The sequence below is a fragment of the Streptomyces sp. NPDC059861 genome (genome assembly GCF_042731435.1).
Taxonomy (GTDB): Bacteria; Actinomycetota; Actinomycetes; order Streptomycetales; family Streptomycetaceae; genus Streptomyces.
Genome location: NZ_JBHWJQ010000004.1, coordinates 51052 through 73682 on the forward strand (window position 1 = coordinate 51052; position 22631 = coordinate 73682).

The 22631-nt window shown below is 71.4% G+C and carries 22 protein-coding genes; 12 read left to right on the top strand and 10 right to left on the bottom strand.

Features of this window, described 5'->3' with window-relative positions:
• The first annotated feature begins 101 nt into the window (after positions 1 to 101).
• The gene (locus tag ACFV6X_RS04790; RefSeq protein ID WP_385377659.1) at positions 102 to 515 is read left to right on the top strand and encodes a tyrosinase cofactor; all 414 of its coding nucleotides are present in this window, start codon (positions 102 to 104) and stop codon (positions 513 to 515) included.
• Between the two features lie 32 nt (positions 516 to 547).
• Entirely contained in the window at positions 548 to 1375 is an 828-nt protein-coding gene (locus ACFV6X_RS04795; protein WP_385377661.1) for a tyrosinase family protein, read from the top strand.
• A gap of 37 nt (positions 1376 to 1412) precedes the next feature.
• On the opposite strand, the gene ACFV6X_RS04800 is transcribed toward ACFV6X_RS04795, so the two are convergent.
• Positions 1413 to 3404 (bottom strand): N-acetylmuramoyl-L-alanine amidase, encoded by a 1992-nt coding sequence (locus ACFV6X_RS04800; RefSeq protein ID WP_385377665.1) that lies wholly within the window; start codon positions 3402 to 3404, stop codon positions 1413 to 1415.
• 227 nt (positions 3405 to 3631) lie between these two features.
• Positions 3632 to 5206 (bottom strand): M1 family metallopeptidase, encoded by a 1575-nt coding sequence (locus ACFV6X_RS04805; protein WP_385377668.1) that lies wholly within the window; start codon positions 5204 to 5206, stop codon positions 3632 to 3634.
• A gap of 545 nt (positions 5207 to 5751) precedes the next feature.
• Here ACFV6X_RS04805 and ACFV6X_RS04810 point away from each other — a divergent pair.
• Positions 5752 to 6435: a CAP domain-containing protein gene (locus ACFV6X_RS04810; RefSeq protein WP_385377671.1), complete on the top strand. Its 684-nt coding sequence runs from the start codon at positions 5752 to 5754 to the stop codon at positions 6433 to 6435.
• A gap of 417 nt (positions 6436 to 6852) precedes the next feature.
• On the top strand, positions 6853 to 7269 hold the full coding sequence (locus ACFV6X_RS04815) for a hypothetical protein (protein ID WP_385377674.1): 417 nt from the start codon (positions 6853 to 6855) through the stop codon (positions 7267 to 7269).
• 68 nt (positions 7270 to 7337) lie between these two features.
• Here the strand turns inward: ACFV6X_RS04815 and ACFV6X_RS04820 are convergent, their stop codons facing one another.
• Positions 7338 to 8039 (bottom strand): ribonuclease H, encoded by a 702-nt coding sequence (locus ACFV6X_RS04820; protein WP_385377677.1) that lies wholly within the window; start codon positions 8037 to 8039, stop codon positions 7338 to 7340.
• Between the two features lie 36 nt (positions 8040 to 8075).
• Entirely contained in the window at positions 8076 to 8876 is an 801-nt protein-coding gene (locus ACFV6X_RS04825) for a VOC family protein (protein WP_385377680.1), read from the bottom strand.
• Between the two features lie 190 nt (positions 8877 to 9066).
• On the opposite strand from ACFV6X_RS04825, the gene ACFV6X_RS04830 reads away from it, so the two are divergent.
• Positions 9067 to 10068, top strand: a complete 1002-nt coding sequence (locus tag ACFV6X_RS04830; RefSeq protein ID WP_385378132.1) for a zinc-binding alcohol dehydrogenase family protein — start codon at positions 9067 to 9069, stop codon at positions 10066 to 10068.
• Positions 10069 to 10107: 39 nt separating this feature from the next.
• Here the strand turns inward: ACFV6X_RS04830 and ACFV6X_RS04835 are convergent, their stop codons facing one another.
• Positions 10108 to 11307, bottom strand: coding sequence for an esterase-like activity of phytase family protein (locus tag ACFV6X_RS04835; protein WP_385377683.1), 1200 nt, complete (start codon positions 11305 to 11307; stop codon positions 10108 to 10110).
• Positions 11308 to 11469: 162 nt separating this feature from the next.
• Here ACFV6X_RS04835 and ACFV6X_RS04840 point away from each other — a divergent pair, with 162 nt between their 5' ends.
• The gene (locus ACFV6X_RS04840) at positions 11470 to 12372 is read left to right on the top strand and encodes an SGNH/GDSL hydrolase family protein (protein ID WP_385377686.1); all 903 of its coding nucleotides are present in this window, start codon (positions 11470 to 11472) and stop codon (positions 12370 to 12372) included.
• A gap of 110 nt (positions 12373 to 12482) precedes the next feature.
• A complete protein-coding gene (locus tag ACFV6X_RS04845; RefSeq protein WP_385377688.1) occupies positions 12483 to 13358 on the top strand; it encodes an aminoglycoside phosphotransferase family protein in 876 nt (291 codons plus the stop codon).
• Positions 13359 to 13431: 73 nt separating this feature from the next.
• Here ACFV6X_RS04845 and ACFV6X_RS04850 read toward each other — a convergent pair whose 3' ends face one another.
• Positions 13432 to 13914 carry a VOC family protein gene (locus tag ACFV6X_RS04850; RefSeq protein ID WP_385377691.1) on the bottom strand — a complete coding sequence of 161 codons (483 nt, stop codon included), beginning with the start codon at positions 13912 to 13914 and terminating at the stop codon, positions 13432 to 13434.
• Between the two features lie 122 nt (positions 13915 to 14036).
• Here ACFV6X_RS04850 and ACFV6X_RS04855 point away from each other — a divergent pair, with 122 nt between their 5' ends.
• The 3 genes from ACFV6X_RS04855 (at position 14037) to ACFV6X_RS04865 (ending at position 16673) form a co-directional block, all read left to right on the top strand.
• A complete protein-coding gene (locus ACFV6X_RS04855) occupies positions 14037 to 15251 on the top strand; it encodes an epoxide hydrolase family protein (protein ID WP_385377694.1) in 1215 nt (404 codons plus the stop codon).
• Between the two features lie 175 nt (positions 15252 to 15426).
• Positions 15427 to 16068 (top strand): ATP-dependent Clp protease proteolytic subunit, encoded by a 642-nt coding sequence (locus ACFV6X_RS04860; protein ID WP_385377697.1) that lies wholly within the window; start codon positions 15427 to 15429, stop codon positions 16066 to 16068.
• 2 nt (positions 16069 to 16070) lie between these two features.
• Positions 16071 to 16673 carry a ClpP family protease gene (locus tag ACFV6X_RS04865; RefSeq protein ID WP_385377700.1) on the top strand — a complete coding sequence of 201 codons (603 nt, stop codon included), beginning with the start codon at positions 16071 to 16073 and terminating at the stop codon, positions 16671 to 16673.
• Positions 16674 to 16688: 15 nt separating this feature from the next.
• Here the strand turns inward: ACFV6X_RS04865 and ACFV6X_RS04870 are convergent, their stop codons facing one another.
• Positions 16689 to 17123: a helix-turn-helix domain-containing protein gene (locus tag ACFV6X_RS04870; RefSeq protein WP_385377703.1), complete on the bottom strand. Its 435-nt coding sequence runs from the start codon at positions 17121 to 17123 to the stop codon at positions 16689 to 16691.
• Between the two features lie 359 nt (positions 17124 to 17482).
• On the opposite strand from ACFV6X_RS04870, the gene ACFV6X_RS04875 reads away from it, so the two are divergent.
• Positions 17483 to 18370 carry an RNA polymerase sigma factor SigF gene (locus tag ACFV6X_RS04875; RefSeq protein WP_385378135.1) on the top strand — a complete coding sequence of 296 codons (888 nt, stop codon included), beginning with the start codon at positions 17483 to 17485 and terminating at the stop codon, positions 18368 to 18370.
• 80 nt (positions 18371 to 18450) lie between these two features.
• Here the strand turns inward: ACFV6X_RS04875 and ACFV6X_RS04880 are convergent, their stop codons facing one another.
• Entirely contained in the window at positions 18451 to 18909 is a 459-nt protein-coding gene (locus tag ACFV6X_RS04880) for an ATP-binding protein (protein ID WP_385377706.1), read from the bottom strand.
• Positions 18910 to 19187: 278 nt separating this feature from the next.
• Here ACFV6X_RS04880 and ACFV6X_RS04885 point away from each other — a divergent pair, with 278 nt between their 5' ends.
• A complete protein-coding gene (locus ACFV6X_RS04885; protein ID WP_385377709.1) occupies positions 19188 to 20492 on the top strand; it encodes a streptophobe family protein in 1305 nt (434 codons plus the stop codon).
• A 21-nt stretch (positions 20493 to 20513) separates the two neighbouring features.
• Here the strand turns inward: ACFV6X_RS04885 and ACFV6X_RS04890 are convergent, their stop codons facing one another.
• Complete coding sequence (locus tag ACFV6X_RS04890; protein ID WP_385378139.1) at positions 20514 to 21755, bottom strand: IS701 family transposase; 1242 nt, start codon at positions 21753 to 21755, stop codon at positions 20514 to 20516.
• 210 nt (positions 21756 to 21965) lie between these two features.
• Positions 21966 to 22565: a hypothetical protein gene (locus tag ACFV6X_RS04895; protein WP_385377712.1), complete on the bottom strand. Its 600-nt coding sequence runs from the start codon at positions 22563 to 22565 to the stop codon at positions 21966 to 21968.
• Between the last annotated feature and the right edge of the window lie 66 nt (positions 22566 to 22631).

Here is a 22631-nt window from a genome sequence, read left to right on the forward strand (position 1 = left end):
CACGGGCGATTTCTGCCGCTCTCGGCCGGACCGATAGGCATGCGAGGTCGTCAATCGAACGACCTGCCGAAAGCAGCGTCCAACGAATCCTGGAGGTCCGCATGCCGGAACTCAGCCGTCGCCGTGCGCTCACCGCCGCGGCGGCCCTCGCCACGACCGCCGGCGCCGCCGTGGTCGCCTCCGACGCGGCCGCCGCCCCCGACACGCAGGGCACGCCCGGCACGCCGCAAGCGGCGGGGCACGAGCACGGCCACCACTCCCCCGCACCCTTCGACGAGGTCTACAAGGGCCGTCGGATACAGGGCCACCCGGCCGCCGGGGGCGGTCACGAGCATCACGGCGGCGGCTACGCCGTGTTCGTCGACGGCGCGGAACTGCATGTGATGCCGAACGCCGACGGCACCTGGATCAGCGTGGTCAGTCACTACGACCCGGTGCCCACCCCGCGTGCCGCCGCGCGCGCCGCGGTGGACGAGCTGCAGGGCGCCCGGCTCGTCCCGTTCCCCGCCAACTGACCCTCACCGCATCACATCTGGAGTCATTGCACATGACCGTCCGCAAGAACCAGGCGAGCCTGTCCAGCGACGAGAAGCGGCGCTTCGTCGCCGCGCTCGTGGAGCTCAAGCGCAGCGGCCGCTACGACGAGTTCGTCACGACGCACAACGCCTTCATCCTCGGTGACACCGACAACGGCGAGCGCACCGGCCACCGTTCACCGTCCTTCCTGCCCTGGCATCGCAGATACCTGCTCGAATTCGAGCGGGCGTTGCAGTCGGTGGACGCGTCGGTGGCGCTGCCGTACTGGGACTGGACCGCCGACCGCTCCGTGCGCTCCTCGCTGTGGGGCCCGGACTTCCTCGGCGGCACGGGTCGGGCCCGGGACGGGCGGGTGTCGGACGGGCCGTTCTCCGAAGCGGGCGGCAACTGGCCGATCAACGTGCGGGTCGACGGGCGGACGTTCCTGCGCCGGTCACTGGGCAGCGCGGTGCGGGAGCTGCCGACCCGGGCCGAGGTGGACTCGGTCCTCGCCATGGCGACGTACGACATGGCGCCGTGGAACAGCGCCTCGGACGGGTTCCGCAACCACTTGGAGGGCTGGCGCGGGGTCAATCTGCACAACCGGGTGCACGTCTGGGTCGGTGGTCAGATGGGCACCGGGGCCTCCCCCAACGACCCGGTGTTCTGGCTGCACCACGCCTTCGTCGACAAGCTGTGGGCCGAGTGGCAGCGCCGGCACCCGGGCTCCGGTTACGTCCCGGCGGCCGGGACACCGAACGTGGTCGACCTGAACGAGCCGATGAAGCCGTGGAACGACGTCACCCCGGCGGACCTGCTGGACCACACCGCCCACTACACCTTCGACACGGACGCCTAGAGCCCTGACGGACGGGGAGCGCCGGGGTGGGCAGGGGTCACTTGCGTGACCCCGACGGCGCTCCCGCCGTGGCGGACCCGTTCACCACGTCCACGTCGCTCGCGCGGACGTAGGCGAGCCGGTGACCGAACTGGATCTCGTAGTACTCCTCGTCGCCCTTCACCACCCGGAAGGCGCTGCCGGAGCCCGACTTGTCGACATAGGTGCCGGCGACGCGGTCCTGCGTCACATAGCGCTGACCCGCGAGGAGGCTGTACGGGAGCGGCGAGTCGTCCGACACCGGCACGTCGTCGGGATAGGCGTCCGGCTCCGGGTAGGCGCGCCCGTACACCGGGATCTCGCTCAGTCCGTCCTTCGGGGTCACCATCCGGCCGGTCGTCCCGATGGCCGTCGGGCGGGTCCTGGGGTTCTTGAACCAGGCCCGGTTGCCCTGGTACCAGATCGCCGTCCAGTCACCCTTGCGTCCGGCGACCGCGAAGACCTGGCCCGCGGAGACCCGCGACCCCAGGTCGTTGACGTCCTCCGTCGAGGGGTCGCCCTCCGGGCGGCGGCCCGGGTCCTGGATCAGCGGGGCGCCGTCGCGCGGTTCTGTGTGCAGCCGGACCGCGCTGGAGCCGTGCGGCGCGCACGGCACACCGCTGGTCTTGCACCCCGTGAACAGCGGCTTGTGCGTGTCGTAGTCGGGCAGCATGACCACCATGTCGCTGTCCCGTCCGGCCCTGCCGCGCAGCGGGGCGCCGAGCAGGTCGAAGTAGTGCTCCCAGTCCCAGTAGGGGCCCGGGTCGTCGTGCATGTCGGGGATGGTCACGCCCACCGGGGACGGCACGTTGTCGTGGCCGAAGATGTGCTGCCGGTCGAGCGGGACGTCGTACTTCTTGGCCAGGTAGCGCACCAGGCGGGCCGAGGCCTGGTACATCTGCTCGGTGTACCAGGTGTCCGGCTGGGCGAGGATCCCTTCGTGCTCGATGCCGATCGAGCGGGCGTTGATGTACTGGCTGCCGGAGTGCCGGGCCGCGTCCTTGGTCTTCACGTGCTGGACGACATGGCCGTCGCTGGAGCGGACGGAGTAGTGCCACGACACCTCGTTCGGGTCCTGGACCGTCTTGAGCATGGCCGGCAGGGGGCCCTCGGTGTCGTGGATGACGATGTACTCGACCTTCTGGTCGTTGGGCCGGTCGGCCGGGTCGAAGTTGCCGTACTCGCCGTCACCGACCTCGACGTGCGGCGCCCGGACCCAGGAGCAGGAGAGTTCCGTCGGGCACTCGATGTCCTTCGGCCGGTTCGGGTCGTGCGGCGGGGCCTTCACCCCGGGACTGGCGGGGAGGGTGATCCGCTGCCCCGCGTCGGTGGTGCGGCGCGCGCCGCGCCGGATCACGGTGAAGACGTCGCTCGCGAACGTGTTCGCCGACACGGAGTCGCCCATGCCCGGGAAGCGCGCCACCGCCTCCCACCAGTCCGACGGGTCGGCGCTGAGCGGCTTGCCCAGCTCGCGCTGCGTCGCCGCCAGCAGTGCCGCGCCGCCGCGCACGTTGGCGGCCGGGTCCGTCCGCAGCTGCTCCACCGGCACCCCGATGAGACGGGCGGCGCGTTGCAGGTCGGCGGGCTGCACGGCACGGCTGCCCCGAGTGTTCTGCTTGTCCGGCCCGGACTGCGGACCCGCGAGCGCGCGGCCGCCGACTCCCGGCAGCGCGCCCTGGACGTGCGGCCGGTCCACCAGGTGCATCGGGCCGTAGCCGCCGGCGACGCTGGGCGCGCCCCGGTGGGAGTCCCACCGCGACTGCTGGTAGGACACGCCCATCAGTACGCTGGGCGGCACGCCGTACTCGGCCGCGGCTGCCGTGAAGACGTCCTGCAGACGCCGGTCCTCCGTCGCGCTGTTCTCGACCTCCGGGCCACTGTCGGAATGGGGCAGGCTCAGCAGGGTGACCAGCAGCGGAACCTGGAGCGCCACCGACGCGGTCACGCAGACGACCCGTCGGCGGCGCCGCCGTACTGCGTCGGGGACACGGGGGGTGGCGGGATCTGTCATTGCAAGGGCCTCCGGCGATGCTCGGCGCTACCACGACAGCGGAGTAGCTCTCCACGTCACCCCTCGTACGCTTCCGTGCCCGAAGCGCCACGTCGCGCCAAGCGTCACCGAGCTGGACCAGCCGCCCGCCACAGGCCACCCGGTCAGCGGCAGTCCGCCCGTCCGGGCGGCGGCAGCCCTCAGCTCCCTTACCGATCGGTACGGGCCGGTGCCCACCGCACCCCCGCTCAGTCCTGAACCGGGTCCACCTCCCAGTCGGGATGCCCCGGCATGGGCGGGGTCCGCTCCCCGTACAGCCACGACGTCAGAAACGGCGTCAGATCCTCGCCGGCCGTCTCGGAGGCGAGCGCGACGAAGTCCCGGGTGCCGGCGACCCGGCCGCGGTACTTCGTCACCCAGGCCCGCTCGATCTCGTCGAACGTCTCTTCGCCGACCTTCTCCCGCAGGGCGTACAGCACCAGCGCCGAGCCGTCGTACCGCATCACCTTGAACAGGGTCGGCTCCGTGGGTTCGGCGGGGGCCCCGTCGTCGTGCCGCCACTGGTCGTGCTGTGCGTACGCCGACCGCATCGCGTCCTCGATGCCGACGCCGCCGTGCGTGTCGGAGTAGAGCCGCTCGTAGAAACGCGCGTGTCCCTCGCTCAGCCACAGGTCGGACCATCGCCGGATGGCTACGCTGTTGCCGGTCCACTGATGGGCCAGCTCATGCACGAGATCACGTTCGGCGTCGACCCGGTCACCCAACAGTTCGCCCTTGGGCACCACGGACAGCGACTGCGTCTCCAGCGCCACCGGGAGATCGGTGTCCCCCACCAGTACGCCGTAGCGGCGGAACGGATACGGGCCGAGCCGCCCCTCCAGCCAGGTCAGATGGTCGGACGTGAGCGCGCGATGGTCCTCGGTGTCCGAGACCAGCCCCTCGGGGACCACGTCCCGCACGGGCAACCCGCGCGGGCCGGTGCTGTCGACGAACGAGAACTTCCCGATCGCCAGCTGGATCAGCTGGGCCGCGACCGGATGCTCGGAGTCGTACGTCCACCGGACCCGGCCGTCGGGACGCCGGACGCGCTGGACGAGCCGGCCGTTCGCCACCGCGCTGAGGCCCGGCGGGGTGGTGATGCGGAAGGTGACCGGCGCCCGCAGGCTGGGGTGGTCGTTCACCGGGAAGATCATCTTGGCGCCGTTGGGCTGCGCGCAGACCACGGTGCCGTCCGGGGTGGGCACCCAGCCGTACGTCTGGATGGCGTCGCCGCGCTCCCGCTGCTGGGTCGGGTCGGCGGTGTAGGCGACCTGCACGGTGAAGGCGGCGCCCTGGGGGATCGGCTTGGCCGGGGTCACGACGAGTTCGTCGCCGTCGCGTTCGGTTCTGGCCGGTGCGCCGTCGACGGTGACCGCGTGCAGCGTGTTGCCGGCGAAGTCGAGGTCGAAGCGGGACAGCGCCTGGGTGGCGGTGGCACTGACCGTGGTCCGGGCGGCGAAGGGGGTGCGCGGGGCGCGCCAGTCGAAGGCGAGCGTGTAGCGGCGGACGGTGTAGCCGCCATTGCCGTCGAGCGGCATGAGCGGATCGCCGGCGCCCGGGGCGCCGGGCGCCGGAGCCGGGCCCGGCGTAACGCCGGACGGGCCGGCGGCGGAGGCGCCGCGCTGCGCGACCGGCCGCTGATCGCCGAAGGGGAACCCGCCGGTGAGCGCGGCGACGGCGGTGATGCCGACGGCGCCCGTGAGGGCGAGGGCGAGGGTCAAAGCCCCGCGGCGTCGCCGCTTCCCGGCCGGTTCCTCCTGGGGGCGCGCGAACAGCCTCTTCACGGGTGCAACCGTCGAGTGTCCCGGCGACCGGCAGTCCTGATCGTCATGGGCGCACTATGCCAGCAAGATGTCAGCAGATCGGCTGATATGCGCGCGCCTTACATCCGTGCGGGCTACAGGGCTCTCCGCAAATGGTTGCAGCGGCACACAGTGACATCCCTCACGCAGCCGTGACGTGTCAACGTGGCTCGGTAGTACACAAGCCCCGGGCGATATACGCGGACTTGCCAGACGGAAACAGACAAACGGCACCCACGATACGGCCGCATGAGACCGGCTCGCCCCTTTCGCACCACCCGCCCGGCGCACACGTGGCCTTGACGGAGCGTCAGGCATCGCCACCTGTGCGGTGAGCCGGGTGTGCACACCCGCGCGCCCTGTTCAAGAGCCTTCGGCGCCTACGAGGCCGGGTAGTAGTGATGCTCGTTGCCCCCTTCTCACGCCCCTTTTAACAATGACGACCCCACAAGGCGTCACCGCAGGTCAGGCACAGCGCCACGCCGTGCCTGCCCCGGAGGCGACCCGCGACGACCGAGCGAGGTCCCATGAGGAAGCACCGCAGGAAGACGCGCCATCGGCACATAGCCGTCGCCGCCGTCGCCCTCACCGCACTGGCAGTACCGTCGGCCGCCATGGCCTGCCTGAACGACGGAAGCGCCGAGGCCAGTGAGAACCCCAGGCCCCACGGCCAGTGGCAGCACTGGAGGAACGCCGCCCAACAACAGGGAGCGACCGTTCCCCAGGGCGGCAACACCGCGCCGCAGGGCAACACCGCGCCGGGCACGACGGCGCCCGGGGGTGGCGCGCCCGCCGCCACGCCGCCCGGCGACTCCGGCGCCCCGGCCTCCGCGTCCACCGCCGCCAAGCGCGTCGTGGCCCTGGTGAACAGCGAGCGCAGCAAGGCCGGTTGCTCCGCGGTGAAGCTGAACGCCAAGCTCACGGACGCCGCCCAGGACCACAGTGCCGACATGGCGAGCCACCGGAACATGTCGCACACGGGCTCCGACGGCTCGGACCCGGGCCAGCGCATCACCAAGGCCGGATACGACTGGAGGACGTACGGCGAGAACGTTGCCTACGGCTACAGCTCTCCCGAGCAGGTCATGGACGGCTGGATGTCCAGCCCCGGCCACAAGAAGAACATTCTGAACTGCGCCTTCAAGGAGATAGGGGTCGGGCTCGCGCAGCCCGGCGACTACTGGACGCAGGACTTCGGCACCGCCCGCTGAAGCACGCACCCTCTGCCGCCCCGGGACCGGTTCCCGGGGCGGCAGAGGTGTGGGCTGCGAACGGCCCCATAAATGCAGCCCAATACGGGCACTTGTAGGGCTATGCATGCAATTTGAACAATTTCAAAAAATAGCCCGTTTCAAGATGCCGCGGTACGCGTGCGCGACTAACGTCTGTGATGAAAGCCGCAAACCGGGGCACACCCCGGTCGGCAAGGTTCCTGCACAACGAGGACCGCGACCGTAGCGCCACCCGCCTGACACAGTGCGGAAGCTGACAATCGGCGCCGGCGGCCGAGAGGTGCTTCACCATTCTTGCGGCGATGCCCATGACCGTGCCGCTCGCTTCACCGGCTGGGTGCGGCCATCCATCTCGTGCTGGGTACTGCGCGAGACGATGGAAGGAAAGGTACAACCATGCGATCACTTCGCGCGAGGCGTCTCATCGCGGCGTCTGCCACCACCGTTCTGATGGCGGGCGGCGCAGCGATCGGCGCAGCGGGCACGGCTTCCGCCGCTGTCCCGACCGGGCACACCTACAGCAACTCCTACGACAACGACTCGTGGGACGACGATGACGACTGGGGTAACGGCAACTACCGCGGTTACGACGACGATGACGACGACTGGGGCAACGGCGGCGGCTGGGGCAACGGCGACGGCAACGGCTACGGCAACGGCGGCCACGGCAACGGCAACGGCGGCCACGGCAACGGCGGCCATGGCGACGGCGGCGGCCACGGCGGTGGCGGCGGCGGTCACGGCGGCGGTGGCGGAGGCCACGGCGGTGGCGGCGGCGGTCACGGCGGCGGTGGCGGCGGGGGCGGCCACTGACAGTCGGAGTGTTCCCGGCGTGATGCGCGACTCCCTTCCGGAGCCGCGCATCGCGGCGTTCCGGAGTGTTACGCGGAGTCCGCGGTCCGGCACTCCGGGTGGCCCCAGCCCTGGGCGTTCTTGGCGATCTGGTCGCCTGCCGCGTAGGGGCGGCCGCACACACAGCGGCCGGGGAACTTCGCCTTGATCGTGCGGGCGGAACCACCGCCCTTGCGCGCCGCCTTGGCCGGCGACGGCCTGCGGCGCGCGGCGGTCGGCGGGGTGTCCGGCGAGGCCGGCGGCTCCGGTGAGCCGAGCCCGCTGCCCGCGGGCTCCTGCGCGGTGGCGGCCTGGCTGGCGGCGCGGTCGGCGAAGTCGTTCAGCGGGTCGCCGTCGACCTGGTGGGCGGGGACGTAGCGGAACTCGACGGCACGTCCGTCGAGGAGTGCGTCGATACGCACGACGAGGTCCTGGTTCGCGACCGGTTTGCCCCCGGAGGTCTTCCAGCCGTTGCGCTTCCAGGCGGGCAGCCAGGTGGTGACGGCCTTCATGGCGTACTGGGAGTCCATCCGGATCTCCAGCGGGACGTCCGGGTCCGTCGCCGTCAGCAGGCGCTCCAGCGCGGTCAGTTCGGCGACGTTGTTGGTGGCCTTGCCCAGCGGCCCCGCTTCCCAGCGCGTGGGGGTCTCGCTCTCGTCGGCGACGACCCAGGCCCAGCCCGCCGGTCCGGGGTTCCCCTTAGAAGCCCCGTCGCACGCGGCCACCACTCGTTCACGCATGCGTCCGATCATGCCATGAGCGGGCCGGGCCCCTGATAACGGATTCGCTCAGGACACGTCACCCAGGTCCGGCATCTCCCCGACGGTCGTCGTGGTGTCGATCACCGAGAAGTTCGCGCCCTGCGGATCGCTGAGGGCGGCGAACCGGCCGAACGGGCTGTCCGTCGGCCCGAACCGCAGCACGCCACCGAGCCTGGTGGCCCGGGCGACGGCGTCGTCGCAGTCGGCGACGGCGAAATAGACGTTGATGTAGTGCGGCACCTCGGGCGGGAACTCGTCGGTCATCTTCATCCGGCCCAGGACGGGGGCGCCCTCCAGGTTGAAGATCCGGAAGTCGACCCCGTCGTCCTCCATCTGCTGCGCCGTGTACGGGAAGACGGCGGAGAAGAAGGTGTCCGACTTCTCGGGTTCACGGGTGAAGACCTCCGCCCAGCAGTAGGCGCCCGGCTGGTCCATGGGAGCCTCGAACCCCTCGTGCGTGCCCGGCTGCCACACCCCGAAGACGACCCCGCTCGGGTCCCTGGCCAGGCACATGCTGCCGAAGTCGTCGACCTGCATCGGGTCCATCAGCACCTGGCCGCCGTTCTCCCGGATCCGGCCGGCCGTCGCGGCCGCGTCCGGCGACGCGAAGTACAGACACCACTGCGACTGGCCCTCCTGGCCGGGCATCGGTGGTACGACGGCGGCGACGGCCTTGCCGCTGGAGTACGCCTGCGTGTAGTTGCCGAACTCCGACGACGCCTCGTTGAAGGTCCAGCCCAGGACGTCGGCGTAGAAGGTCTTCGCCCCTTCGACGTCACTGAACATCGCGTCGGCCCAGACAGGGGTTCCCTCGGGTTTTCCAGCCATGGCTGCGGCCCTTCCGGTTCGGTTGGTTTGTCCGGTTCTTCACGCTAGTCATCGGGAAGGCCGCCTGCGCGCCGGATGCGCGCTCGCGTCCCAGACTGGAAGGGGATCTCGGTGGCCGGGGGCGGAGACGGCGGCCGCAGGGGGCTCTGACGGGGAAGCGGGGCACGTCATGACGGTGGTGGACAAGACGATGCGGGCGTGGTCGGTGACGCCGGGCCCGGTGGAGGCGGGCGGCCTGCGGCTGGTGGACAGGCCGGTGCCGGCGCCCGGCGAGGACGAGTTGCTCGTGCGGGTGCGGGCGTGCGGGGTGTGCCGCACCGACCTGCACGTCACCGAGGGGGACCTGCCCGTGCACCGGCCGGGGGTCGTGCCGGGTCACGAGGTGGCCGGTGTGGTGGCCGGGGCCGGTGCGGGGGTGCGCGGCTTCGTGGCCGGGGACCGGGTGGGCGTGGCCTGGCTGCGCCGGACCGACGGCACCTGCGCCTACTGTGCGCGCGGCGCCGAGAACCTGTGCCCGGGCTCGCGGTACACCGGCTGGGACGCCGACGGCGGATACGCGGGGTACACGACCGTGCCGGCCGCGTTCGCGCACCGGCTGCCGCCCGGTCTGGACGACGTGGCGGCGGCGCCGCTGCTCTGCGCCGGCATCATCGGCCACCGGGCCCTGCGGCGGGTCTCGCTGCCGCCGGGTGGGCGGCTCGGTCTGTACGGCTTCGGGGGCAGCGCCCATCTGTGCGCGCAGATCGCGATCGCGGAGGGTGCCCGGGTCCATGTCCTGACGAGGGGTGCGGCGGCGCGGCGGCTGGCGTTGGAACTGGGGGCGGCGTCGGCGCGGGACGTGCGCGAGCCGCCGCCGGAGCCGCTGGACGGTGCGATCCTGTTCGCCCCCGTCGGAGACCTGGTCCCGGTGGCGCTGCGGGCACTGGACCGCGGCGGGGTCCTGTCCGTCGCCGGGATCCATCTGACGGACATCCCGCCGCTGCGCTACGAGAGCGAGCTGTTCTACGAGAAGGAGCTGCGCAGCGTCACCTCCAACACGCGCGCGGACGCCCGCGAGTTCTTGGCTCTGGCCGCGCGGCACGGGGTGCGGGCGACCACGCACACCTACCCGATGGCGCGGGCGGACCAGGCACTGGCCGATCTGAAGGCGGGACGGTTCGACGGAGCGGCGGTGCTGGTGAACGACGGGTAGACCGGCCGCACGGGGCGGCCGGTCCGGGCCGGAGGCGGGTCAGCGGAACGCGCGTCGGTCGGCGTGCAGGCGGTCCGTCAGCCGGATGGTGATGAACTCGTTGTCGTCGGCCTTGCCCGGCGTACGGCCGGTCGAGAACGGGAAGTTGTTGTCGTTCAGCACGGCCAGCGTGCGGTCGTCGAGCAGGACGACGTCCTCGATCGTGGTGAACGGGAAGCGGAACGTCTCGCCGAAGCCGCCGAGCCCCTTGGGGTCGGCGATGTCCAGCAGGTCGGCCACCAGCGTCTTGTCCATCACGCCGTCGCGGTCGTGGTCACGGCTGTCGGCGAGGTAGATCCGCTTGAACCGGGCCGCGTCACCCTGGCCGCCGTCGCGCTCGATGACCAGGAAACGGTGCCGGTCGACGGCGACGGCGTCGCCGATCGCGTGCGCGGTCGACTCCAGGCGGTAGACCAACCGCTTGCCCGTGTAGGCGCGCTCGCGTAGATCGAACTCACTGAAACGCAGGTCGCCGGGTGTGTCGCCGGTGACGGTCCCTTCCAGCAGCGGGTGGAGACGCCGGCCGTCGACCGAGCGGACCAGGCCCTCGAAGCCCTTGCTGCCGCCGATGGTCGGCTGGGCACCGTCGAGGCAGGGGCTCTCCGGGGCCTGTACGCCGTTCAGCGCGACGGGCGCCTGGAGGAGCCGCCCCTCGGCGTCGAAGTGCAGCAGGAACGGGCCGAACTCGTCGCCCATCCAGTACGAGCCGTCGGCGACCCGCACGATCGACTCGACGTCGAAGTCGGCGCCGGTCAGCACCCGGTCGGCACGGGTGAGCGCGAACGGGACCTTGCGGTACGGGTCGCTCAGGTCGAACCCGCCGAGCACCCGGACCTTGCCGGTCCTCACGTCCGGCTTGATGCGGTGGACGCGCAGCAGGTAGTCGGCGCTGTTGGCCTTGTTGCCGTATCCGTTGTCGGACAGGGCGTCGAAGGTGCCGTCGTGGCGGTCGACGATGCCGCTGAAGCCCTGGACGGGCTGATCGGCGAAGGGTGCCGCGATGCCGTTGAAGGGGCCGTCACCGATGAGCGCGCCGGACGGTTCACTGCCCGGGACGAAGGTCTCGGCCGGCAGCGAGGCGAACCCGGTGAGCGTGGCCCGCCCGAAGTCGCCGTCGGCGGAGCCGTTCTCGGCCGCCGCCGGGGAGGCCAGCGCCGCGGTCAGAAGGGCGGCGCTGAGCAAGATCGAAGGTCTTCTCATGGCGGGCACCGTAGAGAGACCGTATGACCAGTGCGCCAACGCGGGAAGACGAAACCGGACACGTGCGCGGTCGCGGCTCCGCTGTCCGGCGCGTGTCTTCCCCCTGCCGCCGAGCTGTGCTTGCCTGGGTGGCCTTGTCGGTGGCGGGGCGGGAGTTGCCGTATGGGCGGACGGTGGGTGGCGGGGGTACTGCTGGCCGGTGCCGTGCTGCTCGGCGCCTGCGGGGATCCCGCGTCCGTACCGCAGGCGGCACCGCCCGCGCCCTCCGTGCCCGACGCGCCGAGCACCACCCGGGAGCGTGCGCCGCGCGTTCCCGTGAAGGCGCCGGCCGTGCTGTATCTCGGGGACTCGCTGGCGACGGAGAACCACGAGGTGCTCGGCCGGGAACTCCGCCGGGACGTGCGGGCGAAGTACACGAGCGCCCCCTACTCCGGCACCACGTTGTGCGACTACCTGGAGGGCACCGGCGAGCGTTCCCTGGTGCCGGACGCGGACAAGGCGGCGGCCCTGGTGCGGTCGCTGCGGCCGGACTTCGTGGTCCTGCAGTTCTGGGGCAACGCCTGGGGCTACACGCCGTGCATGGACGGCCTCACGTACGGCGCCGCCCGCAGCGGCTATCTGGAGCGGTACGCCGCCGACGCGCGGCGTCTGGCCGAGCAGATCGACGCGGCCGGCCGCGACCGGCGGCCGCGCATCGTCTGGGTGCTCCAGGGCCCGGACCCGATCACGCCCGACCGGGTCCGGCGCGTGAACGCCGTGTACGAGGAGCGGGCCGCGGCCACCGGTGACCTGGTCGCCGACGCGGGCCGGGCGGTGAGCGCCCCCGGTGCCCGCTACTCCTGGACCCAGTACCTGCCCTGCACCGCCTACGAGCGTGCCCATCCCGACTACTGCACCGGGCCCGGCGCCGACCGCACCGCGCTCCACCGTGACGACGACCACCTGCACTTCTGTCTGGCGCCCACGACGTCCACCCCGAAGCCGTGCCCGGTGCGCTCGCCGGGTGTCCTGCGGATCGCGCGGGAGATCACGCGGGTGGTCGGGGAAGCGGCCCGGTCCCGCTGACGTCTCGTCGGCCGGCCGTCACGCCCGTCGGCCGGCGGCCGCCGGCCGTGGAAATGGGTCGACACGACCCCGGCGGTTCCGGTGGGATGGCCGTCATGTGTGCCGTCAGGATGCATGAGGACGAGGTCGACCTGGACGTACCCCTGGTCCGGCGGCTGATCGCCGGCCAGTTCCCGCAGTGGGCGGAGCTGCCGCTGCGCCGGCTGGAGTCGTCCGGTACCGACAACGGGATGTTCCGGCTGGGCGACGAGCTGGTGGTGCGGCTGCCGCGCCGTCCCGGGGCCGTCGGGGACGTGCGGCACGAGCTGACCTGGCTGCCCGAACTGGGGCCACGCCTGCCGGTGGACACGCCCCGACCGGCCGGACGGGGCGAGCCCGGTGGGGGGTTCCCGTTTCCCTGGTCGGTGTACCGGTGGCTGGAGGGACGCAATCCCGTCGCCGGGGCGCTCGACGAGCCGGAGCGACTGGCCGGGGACCTGGCGGAGTTCGTCGCCGCGCTGCGCCTGGTCGACGCCGGGGACGGTCCGCCCAACCCCCGGGGCGTGCCGCTGGCCTCCCGGGACGAGCCGACGCGGACGGCCCTCGGGCAGCTGGTGGGCCGGGTGGACACCGACGCCATGACCGCGCTGTGGGAGGAGGCCCTGCGGGCACCGCGGTACCCGGGCCCGCCCGTGTGGGCGCACGGGGACCTCTCCCCCGGGAACGTGCTGGTCCGTGGAGGACGGCTGAGCGGTGTGATCGACTTCGGGCTCGCGGGGGTGGGGGACCCCGCCGTCGATCTGATCGTGGCGTGGAACCTGCTGCCGGCAGGGGCGCGGGAGACCTTCCGCCGGCAGGTGGGCGCGGACGACGCCGAGTGGGCGCGCGGGCGGGGCTGGGCGTTGTCGATCTCGCTGATCCAGCTGCCGTACTACTGGGAGACCAATCCGCCGCTCGCCGCGAACTCACGGCATGTGATCAAGGAGATCCTGGCCGAGCGGGGGTGAGCGCGCCACCTCCTCCCGCAGGGGGCCCGCCGTCGCGCCGGCGTGGCGGCGGGCCCCTCCCCCGGCATGAAGGTCACTCGCCCGCGTGGGCCTTGTGCAAGGCGGCGATGTCGAGCTTGCCCATCGACATCATGGCCTGCGTGGCACGGGCGGCCTTCTGCGGGTCCGGGTCGGTGATCAACTCCGTCAGTCCCTCCGGGACGACCTGCCAGGAGAGGCCGTACTTGTCCTTCAGCCAGCCGCAGGGTCCGGGCTCGCCGCCGTTCTCGGTGAGCTTGGCCCAGTAGTGGTCGACCTCCGCCTGGTCCGCGCAGGAGATCTGGAAGGAGATCGCCTCGCTGAACGTGAACTGCGGTCCGCCGTTGAGCGCCACGAACTTCTGGCCGTTGGCCGTGAACTCCACGGTCATCACCGACCCGGCGGGCTGGAAGGCGCCCTCGCCGTAACGGGCGAGGGCACCGATGCTGGAGTTCTTGAAGATCGAGACGTAGAAATGGGCTGCTTCCTCGGCCTGGTCCTCGAACCAGAGACATGTGGTGAATCCGTCGGCGGCCATGGGCACCTCCTGTGCGGGGGACGCGGTCAGCTGTGTCGACCGGCGGGGGCGGCGTAACTCATCGGTCGCGTCCGGCCTTCTTTCCGAGGGCCGCGGCGGCCCGCGGAACTAGCATCGCGACCATGACCACGTCCTCGCCCGCCGACGGCATCCGGCCCTTCCGCCTCGACATCCCGCAGAGCGACCTCGACGACCTCCACGACCGCCTGGACCGCACCCGGTGGCCCGAGGGGCTGCCCGGCGTCGGCTGGGCGTACGGCGTGCCCGGCGACTATCTGCGCGAGCTGGCCCGGTACTGGCGGCACACCTACGACTGGCGTGCGGCCGAGGCGCGGCTCAACGAGTGGCCGCAGTTCACCACCACGATCGACGGGACGAACGTCCACTTCGCGCACGTCCGCTCCCCCGAGCCGGACGCGACGCCGCTGATCGTGACGCACGGCTGGCCGGGCTCGATCGTGGAGTTCTCGGACGTGGTGGGGCCGTTGACCGACCCGGCCGCGCACGGCGGGGATCCGGCCGACGCGTTCCACGTCGTGCTGCCGAGCATCCCCGGCTTCGGGCTGTCCGGGCCGACACGGGACACCGGCTGGGAGGCGGGCCGGGTCGCCGACGCGTGGGCCGAGCTGATGAGCCGGCTCGGCTACGAGCGGTTCGGGGCGCAGGGTGGTGACTGGGGCTCGGCGATCTCCCGCGAGCTGGGCCGCGCCCATCCCGGCCGGGTGATCGGCGTCCACCTCAACCTGCTGCCCGGCGCGCAGGCGGCGACCGAGCCGACCGGCGAGGAGCTGGCGGGGCTGAGCGCCGAGGAGCGCGAGCAGGCGCTCGCGTCGTGGCGCCGCTGGAGCGTGTGGTCGCGCGAGGGCACGGGGTACGCCGCGCTGCAGTCCACCCGGCCGCAGACCCTGTCGTACGGGCTGACCGATTCGCCTGTCGGCCAACTCGCCTGGATCGTCGAGAAGTTCCGGGAGTGGACGGACTCGCGGGAGCTGCCGGAGGAGGCCGTCGACCGGGACATGCTGCTCACCAACGTGATGCTGTACTGGCTGACCGGGACGGCCGGTTCGTCGGCCCGTATCTACTACGAGCGGGCACACGCGCACGACGGCATGCGCAAGGCCGAGCCGCGGGAGCCGTCGACCGCGCCGACCGCCGTCGCCCTGTTCCCGGCCGAGATCCAGATCCCGCTGCGCCACAGGGCGGTGCGTACCGACAACATCGTGCGCTGGACGACGTTCGACCGGGGCGGGCACTTCGCGGCGATGGAGGAGCCGGACCTGATGGTGGACGACGTCCGGGCGTTCTTCCGGCAGGTACGGGAGATGCAGGGCGGGTGAGGCCCGGGCCGCCGGGGCAGCCGGCGGGGCGGGCGCGGTCCGCACGCCTCCGTCTCCGCACGCCTCTGCCCTGGGCGAATCTGCCGCGGGCAGAGAAAGCCGCCACGGGCGAGGTTCCGGGCCGAGAGTGGATGACGCACCACCCGCTTCCACTCCCACGACCCGAGGAGCGCGCATGTCTCCGAGCACCGCCCTGCTGCCGCCCCACGCCGAGGAGGGCGACACCCCGCCCACCCGGTTCGACGACCATCTGGCCGCCCAGTTGCTGGGGCAGCGGATCGTGCTGCTGGGCACCCAGGTCGACGAGGTCTCCGCCAACCGGGTCTGCACCCAGCTGCTGATCCTGTCGGCGGAGGATCCGCGCACCGACATCAGCCTGTTCATCAACAGCCCCGGCGGCTCGGTGCACGCGGGGCTCGCCATCTACGACACCATGCGGATGATCCCCAACGACGTCTCCACGCTCGCGATGGGGTTCGCCGCCAGCATGGGGCAGTTCCTGCTCGGCGTGGGCACGTCCGGCAAGCGGTTCGCGCTGCCGAACGCGCGGATCATGATGCATCAGCCGTCGGCCGGTATCGGCGGCACCACCGCCGACATCGAGATCCAGGCGGACAACCTGGAGTTCACCAAGCGGACCATCGAGCGGATCACCGCGGAGCACACCGGGCAGACCCCGGAGACCATCTCGCGCGACGGCGACCGGGACCGCTGGTTCACGGCCGAGCAGGCCAGGGAGTACGGCATCGTGGACCGGGTCCTGGAGTCGTTCACCGACATCCGCCCGGCGGACGCACGGCGACGGACGGGGCTGTAGTCATGGGGACGTACACGATTCCGAACGTGGTCGAGCGCACCCCGCAGGGCGAGCGGTCCTACGACGTGTTCAGCCGGCTGCTGTCGGAGCGGATCATCTTCCTCGGCACCGAGATCGACGACGGCGTGGCCAACGTCGTCATCGCGCAGTTGCTGCACCTGGAGTCGGCGGCGCCGGAGAACGAGATCGCGGTCTACATCAACTCCCCCGGCGGATCGTTCACCTCGCTGATGGCGATCTACGACACGATGACGTTCGTGCAGGCGCCGATCTCGACGTTCTGCGTCGGACAGGCGGCCTCCACGGCGGCCGTGCTGCTGGCCGGCGGGGACCCGGGGCGGCGGTTCGTGCTGGAACACGCCCGGGTGCTGCTCGGGCAGCCGGCCAGTGGCGGCCGGCAGGGCACGGTGACCGATCTCGCCCTGCAGGCCAAGGAGATGGTGCGGATCCGCTCCCAGGTCGAGGAGGTGCTGGCCCGGCACACCCACCACGACCTCGCCACCCTGCGCGCCGACATGGACCGCGACAAGGTGTTCACCGCGCAGGAGGCGGTGGCGTACGGGCTGGCCGACGAGGTGCTGAGCCGGCGCCTCGTGAGGGTCTGAGGCGCCGGGACGGCGTCAGGCGGCGAGGCAGAGGCCGTTGTGGGGCGCGGTGGACGTGACACGGCCGCGCGCGTGCGTGTGCCGGGTGAGGTCACCGTGCACCCGCGCCAGCAGATCGCCCAGGCCGAGCCCGAGGGCGCGGGCGGCGGCCGCGAGCACCTCCGAGGAGGCCTCCTTGCGGCCGCGCTCCACCTCCGACAGATACGGCATCGAGATCCGGGCGGCGTCGGCGACGTCCTTCAACGTCCGCTCCTGCGCCAGCCGCTCCCGCCGCAGCACGTCGCCGACGAGGTCACGCCAGAGCGGCTCCTTGCCCGCCGGCCGCTTTGGCCCTGCGGGCCGGACACCGACGGCGGGGCGGGCGCCCTCGGTTCGCGTCGGCTGCGGGCGCAGCGGGATGACACGGGCCTCGTTCGGCGTCGTCTGCTTCTTCGGCGCTTGGTCGGTCACCACTTCAGCCTAGGTACGTGGCCCGTCAGGGGAAGCCCACGGCGTTCCGCCCTCGGTGGAATCGGACGAAACGACCCGGATCGAAAACACCGGTCCCGCAGGGAGGAGTTGACCCGGTCCGCACGGCGGTCGCACGAGCGAGCGGACTCCCACGAAGCGCTCTGCGCCTCCCGAATCCCGGGCCTGCGGGCCCGATTCGGGCCATCACCCAGATCGGGGCATGCGCGGGGAAAGCCCGGGTACACGCAGGTGTACGTCGTCGGGTTCCGGATACTCACCGGGGCATGACGACGGGTACCACCGAGGACAACAGAAGCCGAAGAGGCAGACGTCGCACCATGACTTTCGTGGGAGAGGTAATGGACACCGCCGTGACCGGGTCGGAGGCACAGGCCGTCAAGGACAGCCGCGTGGCCAGGACGGGTGAGGGGTCAACGCCGGAAGTCGTGGACCCCCGCACCGTGGCTCCACGCGACGCGCGTGAGCTGTCCCGTCAGTTCTTCGCGCGCCTGACCGAGCTCGAGGAAGGCACGCACGAATACCAGTACGCGCGTAACACCCTTATCGAGATGAACATGTCGTTGGTACGGTTCGCCGCCGGCCGGTTCCGCAACCGCGGCGACGACATGGAGGACATCGTCCAGACGGGGATGATCGGCCTGATCAAGGCCATCGACCGGTTCGAGCTGTCCCGCGAGGTCGAGTTCACGTCGTTCGCGCTGCCCTACATCGTCGGTGAGATCAAGCGGTTCTTCCGTGACACCACCTGGGCCGTGCACGTGCCCCGCCGTCTTCAGGAACTCCGCGTGGAACTGGCCAAGGCCCGCGAGGAACTGGCCAGCCGCCTGGACCGGGACCCGACGGTGGCGGAACTCGCCACGCTGATGAACATCTCCGAGAACGAGGTGATCGAGGCCCAGATCGCCGCCAACGGCTACAACTCGGCTTCCCTGGACGCCGCCCTCACCGGTGACGGCCCCGAGAACGGCGAGTCGGTCCTCGCCGACTTCATCGGCGTCGAGGAACACGGGCTGCGGCTCGTCGAGGACTTCCAGTCGCTCGCCCCGCTGATGGCCGAACTGGACGAACGTGACCGGCAGATCCTGCATCTGAGGTTCGTCGAGGAGGCCACGCAGGCCGAGATCGGCGAGCGGCTCGGCTGCTCCCAGATGCATGTGTCGCGACTGCTCAAGCGGATCATCGTGCGGCTGCGCCGGGGCATGCTCGGGGAACTGGGCTGCGCCTGACGGGGCAGGTCCACCGCGGCCGGATCCGACCGACGCAGGAGATGGACCCGGAGGTGAGCCCCTGGCCACGCGTCAGGGGCTCACTCCGTGTCGTCCAGCGGCACCAGCGCCCGTACCCGCTTGCCCACCGGAACCCGCTCGACGGTCACCTCGGCCGCCAGCGCGTGCACGATCTCCAGACCGTGCCGGCCGACGCGGGCCGGGTCGCGCGGGAACCGCCTGGGCAGGGCGGCGCTGCTGTCGTACACGGACACCACCAGCGCGCTGTCCGTACCCTCCAGCTCCAGGATGTACGGCCCGTTGCTGTGCCGGTCCGCGTTGGTGACCAGTTCGCTCACGACGAGAAGCACCGCTCCCTCGACGCGGTCGTCGATCTCGGCACACCACTCGGTCCTGAGCTGTCCGAGAAAGTGGGCGGCCAGGGAGCGCGCCTCGGCGATGCATCCCGGCTCGCCCGTGTAGTGCGCCGCCCGCCGTAGTGGCTCCACGGGCACGTCGAAACCAGTCGGTACGACGGCCCCGTCCCCGTGCTCGATCATGCGTGTCTCTCTCCGAAGCCGGCCATGCCGGACGCTGCTGCACCAGTCCTCGTACCCCGAGCCGGGCGCCACAGTCCATAGTGCCGGAGACGTCACACTGCCGGAGCGTTTGCGGGTGATTTAGGGGGGCGTGTACGCGGAGGACGAACGCTCCCCACCTTCACCGGCCCGCCGAAAGGGCTGACATTTCTGGCGCTTCGGGCGATTCCACCCTCGATCGCGCACGCGGACGGACCTCCCGGCGCGCGCCCGGCGCCTGCGCTGCTTAGCGTGGCGGGGTGAGCGCGCGAACCCCCTCCGGTCAGGCACTGGCCCGTCCCGGCTGGGTGCCGGCCGTGGCCGTGGTGCTGGCCGGGCTGGTCACCATGGGGGTCACCGCCACGCTGGGGCTGTGGGCGGCGGGGGCGGCCGATCTGCCCGACGGGGCGTTTCCCCGGGTGGTCGCGGCGACCGTCGTCACCTCCGTGGGAGGTGCCGTCGAGTTCTCCGGAGATGCCGGAGGCCTCGCCGAGACCACGGCGGGGCTGACCGTGATCCCGCTGTCCGTGACGCTGGCCGGCGCCCTGGTGATCGCCGCGGGCTTCCTGCGGCCACTGCGGTACCGGGCACCGGCGGGTGCCCGGGAACTGGGCTCGTGGGCCGCCAAGGTGGCGGTGCTGTGGCTGCTGGGGCTGCTCGGTCTGGCCCTCGAGGCCCGGCAGACGTTCCGGATCTCGCTCGGCGAGGGCGCGATCGGCGACATCGGCGATCTGTTCGGTCTCACGCCGGAGGTCGGCTTCGCGACGGACGTGCCGCTCTCCCTGTTCTTCGGCCTGCTGTGGCTGGCGGGTGTGCTGGTGCTGGCCCTGCTGGTCTCACGTGGCACTCCGCTGCGGGGCCGCCTGCTGCGCCTGCGGGAGCCGGCGCGTCCGGCCGCGTACGCGATGGTCGCACTGCTCCTCGTTCATGTCCTCCTCGGCCTGATCATCGGTCTGGTCGCCGCGGGCACCCGTGGGCATCCCGCCGAGACCTTCGCGACGCTGCTGCTCGGGCTGCCGAACCTCGCGTGGCTCGGGCTCACCCTCGGCCTGGGCGCCACCTGGGACGGCCGGGTGGAGGGGCCGTTCAGCCTGCCGATGCCGCATGTGCTCGACCAGGTGCTGCGCTCGGAGGACGTCCAGGCCCTGAACGTCGGCACCCTGTCCGAACACGACGGCCGGGTATGGTGGCTGGTGGTCGCGGCGGCGGTGCTGGTGCTCGCGGCCGCGTTCGTGGCGGCGGCACGCTCACCGGCCGGGGTGCCGCTCTGGCAGCACGCCGTGCGCATGGCCGTCGCGCTGGCGCTCACCGTGCTCATGATCTGCCTGGTCGGCCGCGTCTCGGCGTCCTACGGCCTGTCCGTCCTCGGCATCGGCGACCTGGGCGGCGATCTCGCCGGGGAGCTGTTCCTGCGGCCGCGCATCTGGGGCGCGCTGGGGCTCGCCCTGCTGTGGGGGCTGGTGACCGGCGTCCTCGGCGCGCTGCTGGCCAGGACGGTACGGCGCCCGGGCCCGGCGCCCCGGCCCGGCCCCGGCCCCGGCCCCGGCCCCGGCGGCCGCGCCTAGTACTCCAGCTGTAAATCTTGATCACGGTTGTTGGACGGCCTGTCGCTGGTAGTGGCTGGCGCGGGCACGGGCTTGGTGTCGTCGTCGCCAGTCCGACCAGCGGAGCCGGTGCGCGAGGCCGCGGGCCGGCGTGATGAATGCTGCGAAGAGGCATCGGATCTCGCTGCACGTCAGCGGGGCGGGCTCCGGCGGTGGCGTAGTACCAGCCCGTTCGATGGCTGCCGTGACCGCGAGGAAGGCGTGCGCGAGCATGGCAAGAGTGGTCCAGCGGTGCCAGGAGGTCCAGCGGCGGACCTGGTGCTCGTCCAGCCCGGCCAGGCCCTTGGCGGCCTGGAAGGTCTCCTCCACGGTCCACCGGCGCCCGGCCACCTTGACCAGCGTGGTCAGCGGAACCGGGCGGGCCGAGTAGCAGCGGTAGAAGGCGAATTCACCGGTGCGCCGGTTGCGTCGGACGAGCAGCCACCGATGGCCTGAGCTGCCCGCCGACCTGTCGATGTCGACCTGAGCCCAGTCGTAGAAGCGGTGGCCTTTGGCGCCGTCTCCCGCCGAGAGCCGCTGCCAGGCCCTCTTCGGCGGGCCGTGGGCCAGCAGGCCGGCCGGGAAAACGCCTGCGCTCGTGGTGATCGGCCGTTTGCGCGAGATGGCGAGGACGTATCCGACCTGACGTCTTTCCAGCTCGGCGCTCAGGTGAGGGTCGCCGCCGTAGACCTCGTCGCCAGTGAACCAAGCGGCTGGCACGTCGGCGTCCAGGGCCTGGGTGATCATCTGGGTGGCCAGGGCGGGCTTCGTGGCGAACCTCAGGTCGTCGGGGATGCCGGCCGTGCGGCAGCGGTCGGGGTCATGGGTCCATGAGCGGGGGATGTCCAGACGGCGGTCGATGGCGGCGTGCCCGGCCGTCGAGGAGTAGACGAGGTAGACAGCGACCTGGGAGTTCTCGATCCGGCCCGCGGTTCCGGTGTACTGGCGCTGGACTCCGACGCTGTGGGTGCCCTTCTTGAGGTCGCCGGTCTCGTCCACGACGAGCACGGCATCCTCCTCCCGGAGGTGGTCGACGACGAAGGCGCTTATGTCGTCGCGTACTTGGTCCGCGTCCCAGGACGCGCGGCTGAGCAGGTGCTGCATGCCGGCCGGACTCTCGTCCCCGGCGTGCTCGGCGATCGTCCAGCAGTTCTTCCTCGGCAGGTCGGCAAGCAGACCCAGCACGAACGCTCGTGCCCGGCGGCGCGGCTCCACTCGGGCGAACCGGCCCGCGACCCTGGCCATCAGGCCCTCGAATATCGCCTGCCAGCGGGCAGGGTCAACGCTGTGGCCCACGGCCACCGGCTGATCTTCGTTTGTGCGCACAACCGACGATGATCAACGGTGGCCGTCTCCGCCTGTGGACCGGCCTCGCCCAGAGACTGAGCGCTTCGGTCGGCCAGTTGAGCGTTGATCGGGCAGGTATGCCGTATCCCGTGCGAGCGTCGTCCCGTTCTACTCCACCGGCTCGCGCCAGGCGGCGACGAGATCTTGGAAGCGCGAGAACCGGGCGCCAGGAACAGTCTCGCCACTGAACGTCTCGCCGTTGAGCCAGCAGATGTCGAAGATGTTGGTCTCGGTGTCGAGTAGGCAGCACACACCGCCGGTGGCGGCGGCGAGGTCGGTGAACACCTTCCTGATGCTCGCAGACTCCACGAACGTCCGGCTCATGCCCGTGGTGGCCGCTGTGAACTGCAGCGACGCGAAGTTCGGGTGCCTTGTGGGCGAGAACCTGACAGTCAGGTAGATGTACCCGACCGACACTCGTCCCCGCTCGTCGACCTTGTCGGAATCGCGGAGGAAGAACTCGCGCATCGCGTCGTCGACGCCGATGACGATCGAGGTGTCCAGTTCGAGCGTGCCGCCTGCTGAACAGTCGACCGGTTCACTCTTGAACTTCGAGGTGAACGGCACGATCAACTGCTCTCCGCCCGGCAGGGTCACCCGAAGCGGCGGCGTGTCGCGGCCTTGGGGGGCGAGCTCGGCCAGCCGGGTCAGTGCCCTCCCAACGTTCCGAGGAGGCATGAAGATTTCGTAGCTGTAGTCCAGTCCCATGCCGCCCCGCTTCCCCTGTCCTGAAACAGGCATCCTTCCATGATCTGGATCGGTCGCCCAGTTGAT